At 42.5% G+C, this 18,498-nt stretch carries 14 protein-coding genes; all 14 read right to left on the reverse strand.

Annotation, left to right across the window (positions count from 1 at the left end; genetic code table 11):
* Positions 1 to 6 precede the first annotated feature (6 nt).
* Entirely contained in the window at positions 7 to 2,223 is a 2,217-nt protein-coding gene (locus MK405_RS04895; protein WP_001123776.1) for a RelA/SpoT family protein, read from the reverse strand.
* Between the two features lie 138 nt (positions 2,224 to 2,361).
* A complete protein-coding gene (locus tag MK405_RS04900) occupies positions 2,362 to 3,492 on the reverse strand; it encodes an ABC transporter ATP-binding protein (RefSeq protein ID WP_000229937.1) in 1,131 nt (376 codons plus the stop codon).
* 114 nt (positions 3,493 to 3,606) lie between these two features.
* Positions 3,607 to 4,476, reverse strand: coding sequence for a helix-turn-helix domain-containing protein (locus MK405_RS04905; RefSeq protein ID WP_084853651.1), 870 nt, complete (start codon positions 4,474 to 4,476; stop codon positions 3,607 to 3,609).
* 3 nt (positions 4,477 to 4,479) lie between these two features.
* Positions 4,480 to 4,866, reverse strand: a complete 387-nt coding sequence (locus tag MK405_RS04910; protein WP_084853648.1) for a Mini-ribonuclease 3 — start codon at positions 4,864 to 4,866, stop codon at positions 4,480 to 4,482.
* The gene (gene cysS, locus MK405_RS04915; RefSeq protein WP_084853646.1) at positions 4,859 to 6,202 is read right to left on the reverse strand and encodes a cysteine--tRNA ligase; all 1,344 of its coding nucleotides are present in this window, start codon (positions 6,200 to 6,202) and stop codon (positions 4,859 to 4,861) included. Before cysS ends, MK405_RS04910 begins: the two co-directional genes overlap by 8 nt.
* A gap of 43 nt (positions 6,203 to 6,245) precedes the next feature.
* Positions 6,246 to 7,007, reverse strand: a complete 762-nt coding sequence (locus tag MK405_RS04920) for a nucleoside phosphorylase (RefSeq protein ID WP_084853644.1) — start codon at positions 7,005 to 7,007, stop codon at positions 6,246 to 6,248.
* A 4-nt stretch (positions 7,008 to 7,011) separates the two neighbouring features.
* A complete protein-coding gene (locus tag MK405_RS04925) occupies positions 7,012 to 7,878 on the reverse strand; it encodes a GNAT family N-acetyltransferase (RefSeq protein ID WP_084853641.1) in 867 nt (288 codons plus the stop codon).
* Between the two features lie 11 nt (positions 7,879 to 7,889).
* Entirely contained in the window at positions 7,890 to 8,507 is a 618-nt protein-coding gene (gene cysE, locus MK405_RS04930; RefSeq protein ID WP_084853638.1) for a serine O-acetyltransferase, read from the reverse strand.
* A 15-nt stretch (positions 8,508 to 8,522) separates the two neighbouring features.
* Positions 8,523 to 10,736 carry a polyribonucleotide nucleotidyltransferase gene (gene pnp, locus MK405_RS04935; protein WP_084853635.1) on the reverse strand — a complete coding sequence of 738 codons (2,214 nt, stop codon included), beginning with the start codon at positions 10,734 to 10,736 and terminating at the stop codon, positions 8,523 to 8,525.
* Between the two features lie 373 nt (positions 10,737 to 11,109).
* Positions 11,110 to 11,976, reverse strand: coding sequence for a methylenetetrahydrofolate reductase [NAD(P)H] (gene metF, locus MK405_RS04940; RefSeq protein ID WP_061421607.1), 867 nt, complete (start codon positions 11,974 to 11,976; stop codon positions 11,110 to 11,112).
* A gap of 94 nt (positions 11,977 to 12,070) precedes the next feature.
* On the reverse strand, positions 12,071 to 14,320 hold the full coding sequence (gene metE / locus MK405_RS04945) for a 5-methyltetrahydropteroyltriglutamate--homocysteine S-methyltransferase (RefSeq protein WP_268704464.1): 2,250 nt from the start codon (positions 14,318 to 14,320) through the stop codon (positions 12,071 to 12,073).
* 243 nt (positions 14,321 to 14,563) lie between these two features.
* Positions 14,564 to 14,926: a TIGR02328 family protein gene (locus MK405_RS04950; RefSeq protein WP_268704465.1), complete on the reverse strand. Its 363-nt coding sequence runs from the start codon at positions 14,924 to 14,926 to the stop codon at positions 14,564 to 14,566.
* Complete coding sequence (locus tag MK405_RS04955; RefSeq protein WP_268704466.1) at positions 14,910 to 15,314, reverse strand: YbgA family protein; 405 nt, start codon at positions 15,312 to 15,314, stop codon at positions 14,910 to 14,912. The genes MK405_RS04950 and MK405_RS04955 overlap by 17 nt, the downstream gene beginning before the upstream one ends.
* Positions 15,315 to 15,438: 124 nt before the next feature.
* Complete coding sequence (locus MK405_RS04960) at positions 15,439 to 18,483, reverse strand: type I restriction endonuclease subunit R (RefSeq protein WP_268704467.1); 3,045 nt, start codon at positions 18,481 to 18,483, stop codon at positions 15,439 to 15,441.
* Positions 18,484 to 18,498: the final 15 nt, after the last annotated feature.

Raw genomic sequence — 18,498 nt, forward strand, 5'->3', positions numbered from 1 at the left:
ATTTAATTATCCGTTGGTCCGTTTGACAGAGTAGACCTCTGGCACACTTTTAATCTTGTCAACTACTGTCGTTAGAGTTGAGAGATTTGAGATGCCAAAAGACACATGGATATTGGCAAATTTCATATCCTTAGTTGGTTGAGCATTAACGGTTGAGATATTCTTAGTTGTGTTGGAGAGAACTTGCAGAACATCATTTAAGAGCCCTGTACGGTTGAGACCATAGATATCGATGTGGGCAGTGTATTCCTTGCTTGAGAATTGATCTTCCCACTCCACATCAAGGAGACGTTGCTCGTAGTTTTCTTGGGCACGGAGATTCATACAGTCCACACGGTGAATAGCTACACCGCGTCCCTTAGTAATGTAACCGACAATGTCGTCACCCGGCACTGGATTACAACACTTGGCAATCCGCACTAAGAGACCTGAGGCCCCTTCAATGACCACACCACCCTCATGCTTGACCTTGAGGGTTTCTTTGTTTTCGACCTTAACTTCGCCACCTTTGACAAGCTCCTCTGCTTCCGCCTTGGCCTTAGCGCGTTCTTCCTCACGACGTTCCTTTTCGGTCAAACGGTTAAAGACCGTAATAGCGCCAATTTCTCCAAAACCAATGGCTGCATAGAGAGCTTCCTCTGTCTTGTAGCTGGTCTTTTGAAGGACCTCGTCCATATGGCGCTTGTCCATGAATTTATTAGCCACATAACCGTTTTCTTGGAATTGAGCCATCAACATTTCACGGCCCTTGTTAACGGATAATTCCTTGTCTTGATTTTTAAAGAACTGACGAATCTTGTTGCGCGCCTTGCTGGTCTTGACCATGTTTAGCCAGTCACGACTCGGACCAAAGGAGTTGGGGTTGGTGATAATTTCAACCTGATCCCCTGTCTTAAGCTTGGTTGTCAGTGGAACCATACGGCCATTGACCTTGGCACCAGTCGCTTTTTCACCGACTTTGGTATGGATTTCATAGGCAAAGTCAATCGGTCCTGAATCTTTTGGAAGGGAGCGAACCGCACCATCTGGAGTAAAGACGTAAATCTCCTCCGCCAGATAGTTTTCTTTAACAGAATCCACAAATTCCTTGGCATCATCAGCCTGGTCTTGGAGCTCCATCATCTCCTTGATCCAGTTCATTCCAATAGCAGATTCCTTGCTGTTGACCTGCCCTTTAATGCCTTTCTTATAGGCCCAGTGAGCTGCTACCCCGTACTCAGCCACCTCGTGCATTTCCTTAGTCCGAATCTGAAATTCAATCGGTCCTTTTGGCCCATAAACGGTTGTATGGATAGACTGGTAACCATTGGCCTTACGATTGGCGATATAATCTTTGAAGCGTCCTGGCATGGGTTTCCAAAGTTCATGCACATAACCCAGCATAGCATAGACATCACTCTGGGTATCTAAGATACAGCGAATGGCAATCAGGTCATAAATTTCCTCAAAGCGTTTCTTCTTATCCTGCATCTTGCGATAGATCGAATAGATATGCTTAGGACGACCATAGATTTTCCCTTTGAGATTGCGTTCGGTAGCATACTCTTCCAACTTGGTTACGACTTCGTCGACCAAAGCCTCACGTTCTCTGCGTTTTTCCTTCATCATGTGGGTGATTTTGTAAAACTCAGTTGGATTGAGATAACGGAAAGATAGATCTTCCAACTCCCACTTGACACTGGAAATCCCTAGACGATGAGCAAGTGGTGCGTAAATTTCCATAGTTTCTCTGGAGATACGTTCTTGCTTATCCTTTCGCAGGTGTTTGAGAGTCCGCATATTGTGCAAACGGTCCGATAGTTTAACCAAGATCACACGGATATCCTCAGACATGGCCATAAGCATCTTGCGATGATTTTCAGCCAATTGTTCCTCGAGTGATTTGTACTCAACCTTACCAAGCTTGGTCACCCCATCAACGATAATCCGAACATCATGACCGAACTCTCTCTCCAAATCATCCAATGTCGCATCTGTGTCCTCAACCACATCATGCAAAAAACCACAGGCAACGGTTACGGCATCCAGCTTGAGCTTAGCCAGAATGCCTGCTACCTGAATGGGATGGATAATATAGGGCTCACCTGATTTCCGAAACTGCCCACTATGACAATCAACTGCGTAAATCAATGCTTTTTGTACAAAAGCAACATCTTCCTTTGTTAAATATTCTTTCGTTAAAGCGACTACCTGATCGCCCGTCAAATTCACTTCTTTCGGCATCTATACTCTCCAATTCTTCCTACCATTTTATCACTTTTTTAAGGATATGAAAACTAGAAAAGCCTGTTTTTATGCCAATACCAATCATTAAAAAAACACTGCCAGATTTCTCTAGCAGTGTTTTGACATTTCATTTGCTTAGTAGACTGTTTTTTCAGTTTCTACGTCGAAGAAGTGTGCTTTGTTCAAGTCAAATCCTAGTTCAACTGTTGCACCTGTTTGCAAGTAGTCACGAGCATCCACTTTGGCAACAAATTCGTCTTTACCAACTTGGCAGTAAAGGTGAGATTCTGAACCAAGCAATTCTGATACGGAGATAGTAGCTTTGACAACTGATTCTGGGAATGTTTCAAGGAAAGCAGGTTCTGCATTCACGTCTTCTGGACGAATACCGAAGATCAATTCTTTTCCTTCGTAGCCTTTTTCACGAAGAACTTTCAAAGCACCTTCTGGAACTTTCAAGCGGAAACCGTCAGAAACAATTTCATTGCCTTCTAATTTCACATTGATGAAGTTCATAGCTGGGCTTCCGATGAATCCTGCAACGAACTTGTTAACTGGGTTTTTGTAAACTTCTTGAGGGGTACCGATTTGTTCAACACGTCCGATAGTACCTGTACCAGCAGGGTTCTTAGTTGCTGACATGATAACGATACGGTCTGCAAGTGTCATCGCTTCTGTTTGGTCGTGGGTTACGTAGATAGTTGTAGCACCGATACGACGGTGGATCTTCGCAATTTCAGCACGCATAGATACACGAAGTTTGGCATCCAAGTTTGACAAAGGTTCATCCATCAAGAACACTTTTGCATCACGGACGATAGCACGACCCATGGCAACACGTTGACGTTGACCACCTGAGAGGTCAGCAGGTTTACGATCCAAGAATTCTTTCAAACCAAGGATTGCTGCCGCTTCTTGCACACGTTTGTCGATGTCTTCCTTGCTGTATTTACGCAATTTCAAACCGAAAGCCATGTTGTCATATACAGTCATATGTGGGTAAAGAGCGTAGTTTTGGAATACCATGGCGATGTCACGGTCTTTTGGAGCTACGTCGTTGACAACCACGCCATCGATAGATGCAGTACCTTCTGTAATGTCTTCAAGACCAGCGATCATACGAAGAGTTGTAGACTTACCACATCCTGAAGGACCTACGAAAACGATAAATTCCTTGTCTTTAATGTCCAAGTTAAAGTCTTCAACTGAGTAGTGTTCGCTGTTTGGATATTTTTTGTAAATGTTTTTAAGATTTAATTCTACCATGGAAGGTGAACTCCTTTTATTTTTTGATAGTTTTATTATAAATGAAAACGCTTTACATTTCTATGGCAAGGTGACCAAAAAAATAAAAAAGTTCTGTGCAACTTGCACAAAACTTTAGAGAATATCTGGTAAAATCAACTGATAACACAAGGTAAGGTCCGTTAACTCCTTCAACTGAAGCCCTGTCAATTCTTCCCATTTGTCAATCTTGTATTGAAGAGAATTGCGGTGCAGATAGAGTTGCTGGGCTGTTTTAGTCAGAACAGCACTGTTTTCCCAGAGAGAAAGGATAATTTCCTGAATCTGGTCCTGATCCAAGATTATCTGGTGCAGGCATTCCTTGATTACCTTCAAGTCCACTAGTCTTTCTCCCATACTCCAAAGATAGAGTTGTGAAAAGGTATGTACACCTTGGTGACCCTGGCGCCACCAAGTCTTAAACAAGTCTCGCTCTACTGTGATTAAGTCTGATAGGGCTTGAGGGCCTGTCTGAGACCACACCTGGCCTAACATGATAGACAGACGAAGGCCAAAGTCATACTCAACTGCTTCAATCGTATCAGATAAGATTGAGCGGACAGAGCTGTACTTATCTTGTTGAAGCACGAAAACATAGTCCTGAGCACCGACCTGTAGCACTGTCTGGCAGTTTGGAAAGAGAGTCCGCATCATATCCAGCCAAGAGGCTAGATTTTCCTGCTGATAATAGGATAGATGACAATAAACCAATTGTATCTTTTTAAAAGTTTGAGGTGCCTGCCCCTTCCCCTCAATCAAATAGGGATACCAAGGATTGAGCGAACGAGCCTGCTCCTGCTGGGTCAAAAGGGCAACCAGCTGCTTTTCACGCTCGCTGAGCCCAGCTTCCTCCAGTAAAATCCACTGCTGTGAAGACAGAGGAAGAGTAAGATATCCTAATTTCTCTATCGGCTGATCTGAAATCTGAGCTTCAGGAAACCAGTCTTGTAATTCCTTTGCAATCATATCCTAGTCCTCCACTTTTTGGATGCACCAAGAAATTATGGTCTCTAGACGCTCCACATTTTCAGTCAGATGGAGATAGCCCATCACTGCTTCAAAACCTGTAGACATGCGGTAAGTCACCACATCAGCATTTTTAGCCTTTGTGTGGCTATTGGTATTGCGACCACGTTTGTAGATTTCTTCTTCTTTTTCCGTCAGGACTTGCTCCTCCAACATGAGGGCAATCAAGCGAGCCTGAGCCTTTGCTGACACATACTTAGTCGCCTCTTGGTGGAGTTTATTGGGCTTGGTCATGCCTTTGAGGATGAGGTGGCGGCGAATATACATAGAATACACCGCATCTCCCTCAAAAGCCAGCACAATCCCGTTAATGAGATTGACATCAATCACGTGTCCACCTCACTCCATCCTTGGTGTCAAGAAGCTTAATTCCTTGAGCAGCCAATTGGTCACGGATTTGATCCGCTGTCGCAAAGTCACGATTAGCACGCGCTTCTTGACGTTCTTGGATCAAGGCTTCAATCTCTGCATCCAAAACTTCCTCAACAAAGACAATTCCAAAGACTTCTAACATAGCCGCAAGAGCTTCTTTAACACTTGCATCATAGTTGCCGGAGTTGATCCACTTGGCCATCTCAAAGACAACTGTGATACCGTTGGCAGAGTTAAAGTCCTCATCCATAGCTGCTATAAACTTTTCTTTAAAGTCCTGTAACTCTTGAGCATCTACAGTCCCAGAAAATGGTTGCTCGTAAGTGTTCTTCAGATATTTGAGATTGGTCTCTGCATCACGCACTGCCTTTTCAGTAAAGTTGATTGGTTTACGGTAATGCTGAGTCGCAAAGAAGAAACGCAACACTTGACCATCAATGGTTTTGAGGGCATCATGGACTGTGATGAAATTCCCCAAGGATTTAGACATCTTGACATTGTCAATATTGACAAAACCATTGTGCATCCAGTAGTTCGCAAAAGTCTTGCCTGTTTTGGCTTCTGACTGGGCAATTTCGTTGGTATGATGCGGAAACTCAAGGTCGGCTCCACCACCGTGAATATCAATGGTATCGCCCAAAATCTCTGTCGACATGACCGAACACTCGATGTGCCAACCCGGACGACCAGGTCCCCAAGGACTATCCCAAGAAATCTCGCCCGGTTTTGCAGCTTTCCAAAGGGCAAAGTCTACAGGATTTTCCTTGCGAGCTGTCTCTTCATCTGTACGACCTGAAGCACCCAGCTCCAAATCTTCCAAGGTTTTATTGGCCAATTTAGCATAGTTGTGGGATTTTTCCACACGGAAGTAAACGTCCCCTTGACTCTCATAGGCAAAGCCTTTCTCGATCAAGTCTTCCACAAAACGGATGATGTCCGCCATAAACTCTACTACACGTGGATGGCGAGTCGCAGGTTTCACGCCCAAGGCTGTCACATCCTCACGAAAGGCAGCGATGTACTTATCCGCAACCTCCTGAGGCGTGATGCCTTCTTCCTTGGCACGGTTAATAATCTTATCATCCACATCCGTAAAGTTGGAAATATAGGCAACCTCATAACCACGGTACTCAAAGTAGCGACGAATAGTATCAAAGGCTACTGTTGAACGAGCATTCCCCACGTGGATATAGTTATAGACGGTTGGCCCACAGACATACATCTTAACCTTGCCGTCCTCGATAGGGACAAATTCTCGCAAATCACGAGACATGGTGTCATAGATTTTAATCACTCACTGTCTCCTTTCTGTTTCTTGTTTATCGTAAAGAGTCATTTCAATCCAACTCTCTAGCAATTACTAATGCTATCTCAAAGAAAGTCATAGCATCTGCTTTTCTTTCTTCATGTCTTGCATCCCACTCATGATTGTGATGGTCAACATAATCAGCCGTATAAAAAAATTGATAAACTTTTGCTTGTCGAAATTGCGTCCAAGCCATGATTGCAGAAGCTTCCATATCCACAACAGTCGCACCTGCTGCTAATCTACGTTTGACCTTATCGGCTGTTTCACGATAGAAAGCATCTGTGGTCCAAATCTTTGTTCGAATGTGCTCAATACCAGATTTGTTCAAAGCTTCTTCCATGGTTAAGAGGAGAGTTTCGTCATAAGCTATCTCATCACTTGCAGGAGCGTAATGGTAACTTGTACCTTCATCACGTAGAGCTGAACTTGGTAGAATAATCTTATCTGCCTGAATAGACTGATCTAGAACTCCGCAAGAACCCAAAACAATAAAGTTCTTAAATCCTCTTGCTTTGAGTTCTTCTAAGAGTCCAACAACCATCGGGGCTCCAATCGTAGCTATAGCAACTGCTACCTTACTCCCATCTTTTTCATAGATATACCATGGAAGTCTGCCATTTAGATTGGTTAGATAGCCACCTTCGTAAACATCTTCAAACTGCTTTACTCGTTCAACGATTTCTCCATTAAAAGATAAAATAATCGTGTCACAGATTTCTCCACCACCACGAATACTTCGATCAGTTGGTTCGATAACAGCAGGTACATTTTCGAATTCTTCTAATAGCATTTTTCTACTCTTTCTCATTCAGATAAACTACCTGTGTCTGTTTGACAAAGCCGATTTTTTCATACAAGCGCTTGGCACCTACGTTGCAGTCCTCTACTGCAATCTGAAATTCCTTATCATTTTGCTCAATCAGTTGGTTGACAAGGGATTTTGCTAAGTAACTTCCATAGCCTTTGCCACGTTCAAGTTCTGATATTGCTAAACCGTAGAAGTAATTCGTATTAGTCGATAAATCTACCGTGCAAGTCCCAATAACCTGACCGTTTTTTAATAAAATATATAGGCGACTTTCTGGATCTTTTAGAGCTTCAGCAACATATCTATCCGCAACTTCTCTCGATTCATGTTCCTCTGAAAATGCCTGAAAATTTAACTGGCTGATTTGCTCCTGATATGAACTATCTGCTAACAAAACTTCAAGATTGGAAAGCTTTGCTAACGGATAAGGTCTTCTATCCTTACCTAACCAGGTTTCTGTATCTTCATCCTCGACCAATCCCCAGTTGCTGACAAAATCAGGATGACGCTCTAGAAAAATACGTTCTGTCTGAAAAGTAACTGAACGAATAGGGAAAGGAGCCGTTTCTTTCTCAAAACTCGTAAACAAAGCACGCGCAATTCCCTGACGACGATGATCTGGATGAACCAGTATCGTCACTTCCACGTCTTGATCATCCGCATAGACAGTTAAGAGACCAACAAGTTCGCCTTTTTCATAATAAAGGAAAAAGGCGGGCATGTTTGGGTCAAAATTAAGCATGTTAGAAAGATAGGGATCACGATAAGTTCCATCATAGGCTTGGCAACAGTCAATTAGTTTTTTCGCCTCAGATAGCTCCTCATGGCTTAACTCGCTTCTTGCTTGAATCATATAGATATCCTCTACAAACCAGACGATCTGTGACTGGCTTCTTTAGCCTGCTCAAGTTTATTGACATAATACTCTCGTTTTTCTTCAACTTCGTGAATGACTGGCTCATCTTTCTTACCATGAACACGGACAATCTTGGCCGGAATACCTACAACCGTCACATCACTAGGTACATCTGCCACGACAACTGCTGCAGCACCGACCTTGGCATTTTCGCCGATTTCTACTGGCCCGATAACTTGGGCATGGGCCGATATGAGAGCTCCTTTACGCACAGTCGGATGGCGTTTGCCACAGTCTTTCCCTGTCCCACCGAGAGTCACTCCATGATAGAGTAGAACGCCTTTTTCAACAATCGCTGTCTCTCCAATCACCAAGCCTGAACCGTGGTCGATAAAGACACCTGAATCAATCTGGGCACCTGGATGAATCTCAATCTGAGTCCAAAAGCGCCAAAACTGACTGTGCATACGAGCCAGGAGTTTAAAGCCATGCTTCCAGAGAAAATGCGAGAGACGGTGGGCAGCCAAGGCCTTGACACCTGGATAAGTCAGCAAAACTTCCAAACTGTTGCGTGCCGCTGGATCATTTTCTTTTACAATATCAATGGTTTCGCGCCACCATCCCATACATTTCTCCTTTTCTTATTCTGAATCTTTTGGTGTTTCTGTAACTTCTTTCTTAGGTTTGTAATCCTTGTGATGACGTGGACGGTGAGGTCGCTCAGACTTTTCGCCTTTTTCATCATGCTCAGGTTTTGGCGGACGAGGAAGAAGTACCTTCATAGAGGCATCGATACGACCTTTTTCATCAATCTTGATAACCTTAACATCGACTTCATCACCAATAGCTACCAAATCCTCGACACGATTGGTACGAGTCCAAGCCATTTCCGAAATGTGCACAAGTGCATCTGTCTTATCAAAGAGGTTGACAAAGGCACCAAATTTCTCGATACGAACAACCTTAGCATGGTAAACTTCATCCACTTTGGCTTCACGAACCAAACCAGCAATGATTTCTTTGGTACGGTTAATGGCATCTTGGTCGCTAGAGTAGATGGACACATTACCTTCTTCGTCAATATCGATTTTAACGCCTGTTTCAGCGATAATCTTGTCAATGGTTTCTCCACCCTTACCGATGACAATCTTAATCTTGTCGACATCAATCTTGATGGTATCAATTTTCGGAGCAGTTGGAGCCAATTCTGGACGCACTTCTGGGATGGTTGCTTCAATCACATCAAGGATTTCAAAACGCGCTTTCTTGGCTTGAGCAAGGGCCTCAGTCAAGATTTCTGCAGTAATCCCTTGAATCTTGATATCCATTTGAAGGGCTGTAATCCCGTCACGAGTACCGGCAACCTTAAAGTCCATGTCTCCAAAGTGGTCTTCCAATCCTTGGATATCTGTCAATACTGTGTAGTTATTTCCGTCGGAGATGAGACCCATGGCAATACCAGCTACTGGCGCCTTGATTGGCACACCACCAGCCATAAGGGCAAGAGTTCCCGCACAGATAGAAGCTTGAGAAGATGAACCGTTTGATTCTAAGACTTCAGCTACCAAGCGAATCGCGTATGGGAATTCTTCCAAACTTGGCAAGACTTGAGCAAGAGCACGCTCACCAAGAGCACCGTGACCAATTTCACGACGACCAGGCGCACCGTAACGACCTGTTTCCCCTACTGAGTATTGCGGGAAGTTATAGTGGTGCATAAAGCGTTTCTTGTACTCTGGATCCAAACCATCGATGATTTGAGTTTCTCCCATCGGAGCCAAGGTCAAGACTGAGAGGGCTTGCGTTTGTCCACGAGTGAAAAGACCAGAACCGTGCACACGAGGAAGATAGTCAACCTGCGCATCTAAAGGACGGATCTCATCGACCTTACGCCCATCAGGACGCACCTTGTCTTCTGTAATCAAACGGCGCACTTCAGCGTGTTCCATTTGTTCCAAGATTTCAGCCACATCACGCATGATACGATCAAATTCTTCGTGGTCTGCATATTTTTCTTGATAAACAGCAGTCACTTGGTCTTTAACTGCTTGAGTTGCAGCTTCACGAGCCAATTTTTCTTCCACTTGAACCGCTTTTTGGAGGTCGCTGTTGTAGGCTGCGACGATTTCAGCTTGCAAGTTCGCATCCACATGAAGCAATTCCACTTCTGCTTTTTCCTTACCAACCGCAGCAACGATTTCTTCTTGGAAGGCAATCAATTCTTTGACTGCTTCATGGCCTTTAAGAAGAGCTTCCAACATGATTTCTTCTGACAATTCTTTGGCACCAGACTCAACCATGTTGATAGCGTGCTTGGTACCAGCTACTGTCAATTCAAGAAGTGAGCGCTCTGCTTGTTCTTGCGTTGGGTTGATGATGATTTGGCCATCAACATAACCCACTTGTACCCCAGCGATTGGTCCGTCAAATGGAATATCTGAGATAGACAATGCCAATGATGATCCAAACATAGCCGCCATTGGAGCAGAGGCATTTTCATCATAAGAAAGGACGGTGTTGATCACTTGCACTTCGTTACGGAAACCTTCCGCAAACATAGGGCGGATTGGACGGTCAATCAAACGCGCTGTCAAAGTCGCATCTGTTGAAGGACGTCCTTCACGTTTCATAAAGCCACCAGGAAACTTTCCAGCCGCATACATTTTTTCTTCGTAGTTGACTTGAAGTGGGAAGAAATCCCCAGTTGCCATTTTCTTAGACATAACGGCCGCAGTCAAGACAGTTGACTCACCGTAACGCACGACAACAGCGCCATTTGCTTGCTTAGCAACCTGACCAGTCTCTACAACCAACTCACGACCCGCAAAAGTCGTTTGAAACACTTGTTTTGTCATTTTAATCCCCTTTGGATTGATGAAATTATACGCCTTGCCTACAAAGATCAGGATACAAAGGGCGTAAAGAATCCCGTATGAAAATAGGAGATTGACGCAGTGTGCGATGCACACCAGGAAATCTATCTTTTTCACTAGGGATTTAGCCCGTGTTCAACTACCTAAATACCTTGAAAAAGTTTAAAAATATTATTCTTTAGCATTTGTATCTTTTATAGCATAGCAGATTTGAATAGCTAAGAATCTGTTTATACCCTCATCTTTGTATCAAGTACGTACAGAGTCTATTTTATCATATTTTTCTTAAAAAGTGCGGGCTTTTCTATTAAAAAGGAACCATTCCCCTCACCTGAGAAGAATGGTTTGCTTTTTATTATCCTAAAGACTGATGGTTAAATAAGGCATGGGTTGCTTGGTGGATGTATTTTGCTGTTTCAGCATTGTTCATGGTGTAGAGATGCACACCAGCGACATCCTGGGTTACTAAGTCCACGATCTGATCCACTGCATAGGCAAGTCCTGCTGCTCTGAGTGACTCAGGGTCATGCTCATACTTGTCTAAGATGGCCTTAAATTTACGTGGAAGGTGGATATTCTCACAAGTCTTCAAAAGACGAAGTGCTTGGTTACGGTTAAGAATAGGCATGATCCCCGCATGAATAGGAACATCAATCCCTGCCAAGGTACACTTGTCTTGGAAATCGTAGAAGCGCTCATTGTCAAAGAAAAGTTGCGTTACAAGGCTTGAACAGCCTGCATCCACTTTCTTCTTGAGATTTTGAATATCTGAGATCTGGTTTGGCGAGTCAGGGTGCCCCTCTGGGTAGCAAGCGCCAATAATATCAAAGTGAGGAGCTTGTTCCTTGATAAACTCAATCAAATCTGTTGCGTAGCGGAAATCCTTTTGCGGTTCCACATCAGGGATAATATCCCCACGCAAGGCCAAGATTTTCTGTACCCCAACCTTGTCCAGGTCCGCAATGGTTTCAGCAACTTTTTCCTTAGTCAGATAGATAGCTGGCAAGTGGGCAATGGTTGGAATCGCCAAGTCATTCTGGATAAAGTCTGCCAAACGAACCGTTGTTTCCTTGATATTAAATTTATTATTGCTGGCGGTCACACTGATAAAGTGCGGTGTCAGCTCCCGCATATCCTGCAAGGCTGAAATAATTTTATCATTACCCACAGCTGGGTTTGGAGGGAACACTTCAAATGAAAGTGACGGAGTTTGGCGTGACATAGTCATTATCCTTTTCTTTTTGATTTCATGATTGCTGAGCCAGCTAGGGCCAAGCAGTTCCTTGATCAGTCAGTGTCACGAGCGAAATCTTATCTTATAATTTCTCACGCGCAGCTTTTGCTGCTTCGACAAGGCGGATCAAGCTTTCTTTTGTTTCTGGAATACCGCGTGTTTTCAAACCACAGTCAGGGTTGATCCAAACTTTCTTGCTTGGAACTTTGGCAAGAATAGCATCGATTGTGTGGTCGATTTCGCCTTCATTTGGTACACGAGGTGAGTGGATATCGTAAACCCCAGGTCCCACTTCTGTTTGGAAGTTTTTCGCTTTGAGTTCGTCCAAGATTTCAAGGTTTGAACGGCTTGCTTCAAAGGAAATAACGTCCGCATCCATGTTGTCGATGGCTGGGATAATATCTGTAAATTCTGAGTAACACATGTGAGTGTGGATTTGCGTATCTGGCGCAACTGTAGAATGTACCAAGCGGAAGGCTGGAATAGCCCAGTCAAGGTAGTCTTCATACCAGTCGCTACGACGGAGTGGCAATTTTTCACGAAGAGCAGCCTCGTCGATTTGGATAATCTTCACGCCTGCAGCTTCAAGGTCAAGTACTTCATCCTTGATTGCAAGAGCGATTTGAAGAGTAGAATCCTTGATAGTGATGTCTTCACGTGGGAATGACCAGTTAAGGATCGTAACAGGTCCAGTCAACATACCTTTAACAGGTTTGTCAGTACGGCTTTGTGCGTAGCTAGACCATTTCACAGTGATTGGGTTGAGACGAGTGACATCACCCCAGATGATTGGTGGTTTCACCCCACGCATACCGTATGATTGTACCCAACCATTCTTAGAGAAGAGGTAACCTGACAAGTTTTGACCGAAGTACTCAACCATGTCGTTACGCTCGAACTCACCGTGTACAAGCACGTCAAATCCAACTTCTTCTTGCCATTTGATCCATTCATCGATGGTTTCAGCAAGGAAAGCGTCGTATTCTTCTTGTGACAATTCACCCTTACGGTAAGCCAAACGTTTAGCACGAACTTCCTTAGTTTGAGGGAATGAACCGATAGTTGTTGTTGGAAGAGCTGGAAGTTTGAAAGCTTCTTCTTGGATAGCTTCACGTTCTGCAAAGGCTGGCAAACGAGTGTAGTCTGCATCAGTCAATCCAGCGATACGAGCGCGAAGTTCCGCATTTTCACCAACACGTTCAGTAGCAAAGAGTTCTTTGTTAGCTGCAAGAGCTTTTGCACCTTGACCATTGCGGATAGCATCCAAGTCACGAAGTTCTTCCAATTTTTCAACTGCGAAAGCAAAGTGGTTCAAGATAGCTGGTTCAAATTCTTCATTAGCGGTTGTAAATGGCACATGAAGAAGTGAGCATGAGCTTGTCAAGACAATGTTTTCAGCTGGGATTTGCTCAAGAACAGCCAAGCTCTTTTCGTAGTTGTTGCGCCAGATGTTTTTACCATTGACGATACCTGCATAGAGAGTCTTGTCAGCTGGGAAACCACCTTTAACGAGTTCAAGAGTTTTCTTACCTTCAACGAAGTCAAGACCTATGGCATCAACTGGCAAGTTTACAAGATCAGTGTAGACGTCACGAACATCACCGAAGTAAGTTTGAAGCAAGACTTCAAGACCTTTCTTGTCAGCCAAAAGCTTGTTGTAGAGGTTCAAGAAGAGAGCTTTTTCTTCAGCTGTCAAATCTTTGACAAGAGCCGCTTCGTCCAGTTGAATACGAGTCGCACCAAGTTCAGCCAATTTAGCAAAAACATCTTGGTAAGCAACCACTAAGCTATCTACGAAGTCTTCTGCTTTCACGCCGTCTTCAAAGTCTGATAATTGAAGGAAAGTGAATGGACCGACGAGAACAGGACGAGTGTTCAATCCAAGTTCTTTTGCTTCTTGGAACTCATCAAAGATCTTGTGACCAGCCAATTTAACCTGAGTGTCTTTTTCAAATTTAGGAACGATGTAGTGGTAGTTGGTGTTGAACCATTTCTTCATCGGAAGGGCACGAACGTCCCCTTTTTCTCCTTGGTAACCACGTCCCAAAGCAAAGTAGCGCTCAAGGTCAGACAAGTCCAAGTTTTGAACGGATGCAGGTACCACGTTGAAAAGGAAAGCTGCATCTAAGAAGTTGTCATAGTGAGAAAAGTCATTTGATGGGATTTCAGTGATGCCTTTTTCTTTGACAATGTTCCAGTGTTTGGCACGCAATTCTTTTGCCACTGCCAAGAGTTCTTCTTCTGAGATTTCTTTTCTAAAGTATTTTTCAGTTGTAAATTTTAATTCGCGGAATTCGCCCAAACGAGGGAAACCGATGATCGTAGTTGACATGATGTGTCCTCCAAAATTTGTTGTTGAAACTATCTTAACAGAAAAGAAACTGTCTGTATAATTGTAAAAAATTAGGCTTTGATATAGTTTGAAACTATATCACTATTTAAAGTACAAAAAAAGATTTGGAGAAGATTCCCCAAATCCTTTGGTAAATATAGATTGATAGCCTTTCAAGGTTGCTATGTTCTTCGCAAAAAAATATTGAATTGAAAGCTACCTATGGCTTGTTATTAGAAAAGACTATAGGTCGATCCTCTTATCACGGAGATTAGCCAGGCACTCCTCATAGTATTCTGCATTATGCTCACTATAGACGGGATTACCTAGGTTCTCCTCAGGCAAGTCTTCATAGGGAGGACAAATTTTGCCACGGTAGTTCTTGTCCAGCCACTCTGGACTGACATTGTAGCCACGGCCAGCCATCTCCTCCATGATCAAGCGATGATAGGCATAGAGACGATAGGGCGAGTGGGTAAAGACATAGTTCACTGTCGCATGTTTTCTACCCCAGCCATTTCCACGCAGGGCGCAGCACTCTCGATGTTGTCCCAAGAGCTGAGGACGGGGAAGTTGTGAAATCAAAGCCTCATGCCAAAGTCTCATGGGAGTCTCCTTTCAGCAAGGTAGAATGTTGCAAGTAGGTATTGGGATAGCGATCAAGCAAGTCTCGAGTCTTAGCAATCAAGTCTTCCTTAGAAGCCTGACCAAAGCGGTAGCAATCCAGCAAGAGCATATAGTCCTTGCGCTCGGCATCTGTCGCTTTCTTTTTGAAATAGCCCCAAATATGCTGAAAGGCATTGCAAACCTGACCCCTGTGTTCTGGGATTTGACAGGCACAGTCGATCAGTTCTTGAACATGACTTACCTCCACCTCTTCATTCTTCAAGTATTGGCGAATCTCATTGTAAATATTGCTGGAATGGCTCAAAACGAGGTATTTGTTTCTAGCCCAGAGTTGTTGGCACTGGGATTTTGGGTTAGTTTGTTCCATCTTTCTCCTTGCTTTTTATCCGTTTCCAGGAAGTATGGAAACAAAGTTATATCTTAAAAATGAGCGAATAAAGAGTGTTTTTTGTAGTTCCTGATTTTTCTAATAAATCTTGTTCGACAACCTCTTAAATACCTGAATAAGTCTCTACTAACAACTGAATCTTACGTAAAACTTCTTGTTTTTTCCGTTCACGCGCTCCCTGTCTACGAGAAGTTGGTGGAATAATCGAATCCAAATCAGTCCCACTATTTTCAGCATAACCTCGTTGAATTGATTTGTCGATAAACAATTGATAGTCATCTACAAGTTTCTCAGCCTCAGCTAGGTCTTGAATCGCGATTTTCTTGCGCTCCTTGCCATATTCGTAGAAAGCATTGATAATCCCATCATGGTCTTTCAATTTTTGCAAATCGGTGTCATTGATAAATCCAATAACCAACTCTTCTTTGGCACGGATATCAATACTAGAACGAATCACACGACTAACTTCTGCTTTCATTACTTCTTTAGACTCAGAATTCTTCGATTTTTCAACAATCAATGCCAAAATATAGTCTAGGTTAATCTCATCAGTTTTTAGTAATTCAATTTCAAATTCAACATCTGAAAGGTCAATCTCTAAATCTTTAGTCTTTTCATAGTTTTTAAGGTTCAAAAACTCATCTCGAATTTCCACATAAGCACTTCTTAAATCCTGAAGATAACCTTCTGAAATAGGTTTGTCGATTTCTTGGAATTCGTCATAATTTCGAAGAACATTATCGAGTTTCAATAACTCACCAAATAACTTAACAAACTCTTTTTTATCGTGCTCTGTTTCAATCTCTTGCGGATTTGGGAATCTTTCCAGAATTTCCTGACAAACCGCAGTATATCCTTTGACCTCGATACCCGTTACCTGATCGACAAAACCATCCATGTATTCACTAAAGCTTTTTTCTAAGATGATTTCAAGCTTATTTGTGTCTCCAAAAGTCTTAATAGCTTCTTGCGTAGCCTTTTCTAAATCACGGAAACAAACAATATTCCCAAAAGGTTTAACCTTGTTAAAAATCCGATTGGTTCTAGAAAAAGCCTGAATCAAACCATGATAACGTAGGTTCTTGTCGACAAATAGCGTATTCATTGTCGGAGCATCAAATCCTGTCAAGAACATACCAACTACAATCAGAAGATCCACTTCTTTAGACTTAACTCTCTTAGAAAGGTCACGATAGTAATTTTGAAACTCCTTCCCTTCAGTTGAGAAGTTGGTCTTGAACATTCGATTATAGTCATCAATCGCTTTTTCCAGAAACTCTTTAGAAGATTGAGGCATGGCTGTATCTTGCGGTTCTAATTCTTCGTCTTGAATTTCCCCATAAGCTGACTGTTCTTCATTTGGTGCGAAGCTAAAGATGGTTGCAACTTTCAAGCGTTTAGCTTCTGGTAAAGTTGCTTGTTGTCGCTGGAGTTCGTCATAGTATAACTTAGCAGCTTCAATACTTTGTACAGCTAGCATGGCATTAAATCCAAACAGTTGTTTTTGCTTATGAGTATAATGTTGATTTCGATGCGTCTTGTCATTATAAACTCTCAACAAGTACTCTGTGATGGTTGATATCCGTTCTGGATGGAGAAGAAGTTCTTTCTCCATCTTTTTGAGTTTCTTCTCATCAAGCTCTTGACCAACTGCTTTTTCTGCTTCTCTATATTTATTGATTTCAGGCTTGATATAGTTATAGTCAACCTTAAACTTCAAAACTTTTTTATCTCGAATAGCATCTGTGATAACGTAGTTATGAAGTTGTTCTCCAAAAACTTCTTGTGTCGTTTCACCCGTCAAGCTATTTTCTGGGAAAATTGGTGTCCCTGTAAATCCAAATAGGGCGTACTGTTTAAAAGCCTTCTTAATGCGCTTTTGAGCCTTCCCAAACTGAGAACGATGACACTCGTCAAAAATCAAGACACATTTCTTAGCATAGACTTCATGATTAGGATTCGCAGTGATAAACTTATTTAACTTTTGAATAGTTGTGACAACGATTCGATCATCATTTTCTTCGATACTGCGTTGTAGCTCTTTTGTATTGTTACTACCATTGACTGAATTTGGTTGGAATTTTTGATATTCCTTCATAGTTTGATAGTCTAAGTCTTTTCTATCTACAACGAATATCACTTTGTCAATGTAGTCCAACTCTGTCGCTAAGCGAGCAGTCTTAAAGCTGGTCAAGGTTTTCCCTGACCCTGTCGTATGCCAGATATAACCACAAGCATTGATGGTTCCAAAATTCTTCATTTCATTGGAAGAATGAATCTTGCGCAAGATGCTTTCAGTTGCTGCTATCTGATAAGGACGCATAATGAGCAAGGTATTATCCACATCAAAAACACAATACTTGGTCAAAACTTCCAAGAGGACACGCTTGCTTAAGAAAGTAACAGTAAAATCTTCCAATTCGTGAATAGTCTTATTCTTACGGTCCGCCCACTCACAGGTAAACTCATAATGATTTTTATTCTGAGCTGTTGTATTTGCAAAGTAGCGTGTATAAGTGCCATTCGAAATCACAAAAATCTGAACATACTTATACAAAGAATTTTCGCTGTTAAAGCTTTCCTTACTATAACGGTGAACCTGATTAAAGGCTTCTTGCAGACTAACTCCCCGCTTCTTCAATTCAATCTGAACTAGCGGAAGACCATTGACTAAAATGGTCACATCATAACGGTTGGTATGACTCCCCACTTGCGTCACTTGGTTGATGACCTGCATACTGTTGTTGTGAATGTTTTTCTTGTCAAGGATGAAAATATTTTTAATCCGTCCATCATCAAAAACAAAGTCATAGATATAATTTTCTTGGATTTTTCGTGTTTTTTCAACCAATCCTTCATTGGGACAATCTAAATACTCGACTACAAAACGTTGCCATTCAGCATCCGTAAACGTAACCTTATTAAGCTTTTCAATTTGAACCTTTGCATTCGCTAAAAGCTCCGCAGGTGTATGGATATCCAATCGTTCATAATTGAGACCATTGACTAAATCCATAAGCAATTGTCTTTCCAAATCTGCCTCAGACTGAAATTCTCTATCTGTGCGATACTCTGGTTGATACTCAGCCAAGAGAATCCCTTCATTTGTTTCCGCAATTACTTCATGTACTTTTGAATAATCAACCATAGTATGCTTCCTTTT

The organism is Streptococcus oralis (assembly GCF_026782345.1).
GTDB lineage: Bacteria > Bacillota > Bacilli > Lactobacillales > Streptococcaceae > Streptococcus > Streptococcus oralis_CK.

What these genes read in the sequence shown, in the direction of transcription:
- MK405_RS04895 (WP_001123776.1), bottom strand. Translation starts at nt 2,223, where the DNA reads ATGCCGAAAGAAGTGAATTTGACGGGCGATCAGGTAGTCGCTTTAACG.
- MK405_RS04900 (WP_000229937.1), bottom strand. Translation starts at nt 3,492, where the DNA reads ATGGTAGAATTAAATCTTAAAAACATTTACAAAAAATATCCAAACAGC.
- MK405_RS04905 (WP_084853651.1), bottom strand. Translation starts at nt 4,476, where the DNA reads ATGATTGCAAAGGAATTACAAGACTGGTTTCCTGAAGCTCAGATTTCA.
- MK405_RS04920 (WP_084853644.1), bottom strand. Translation starts at nt 7,007, where the DNA reads ATGCTATTAGAAGAATTCGAAAATGTACCTGCTGTTATCGAACCAACT.
- MK405_RS04925 (WP_084853641.1), bottom strand. Translation starts at nt 7,878, where the DNA reads ATGATTCAAGCAAGAAGCGAGTTAAGCCATGAGGAGCTATCTGAGGCG.
- cysE (WP_084853638.1), bottom strand. Translation starts at nt 8,507, where the DNA reads ATGGGATGGTGGCGCGAAACCATTGATATTGTAAAAGAAAATGATCCA.
- pnp (WP_084853635.1), bottom strand. Translation starts at nt 10,736, where the DNA reads ATGACAAAACAAGTGTTTCAAACGACTTTTGCGGGTCGTGAGTTGGTT.
- metF (WP_061421607.1), bottom strand. Translation starts at nt 11,976, where the DNA reads ATGTCACGCCAAACTCCGTCACTTTCATTTGAAGTGTTCCCTCCAAAC.
- metE (WP_268704464.1), bottom strand. Translation starts at nt 14,320, where the DNA reads ATGTCAACTACGATCATCGGTTTCCCTCGTTTGGGCGAATTCCGCGAA.
- MK405_RS04950 (WP_268704465.1), bottom strand. Translation starts at nt 14,926, where the DNA reads ATGAGACTTTGGCATGAGGCTTTGATTTCACAACTTCCCCGTCCTCAG.
- MK405_RS04955 (WP_268704466.1), bottom strand. Translation starts at nt 15,314, where the DNA reads ATGGAACAAACTAACCCAAAATCCCAGTGCCAACAACTCTGGGCTAGA.
- MK405_RS04960 (WP_268704467.1), bottom strand. Translation starts at nt 18,483, where the DNA reads ATGGTTGATTATTCAAAAGTACATGAAGTAATTGCGGAAACAAATGAA.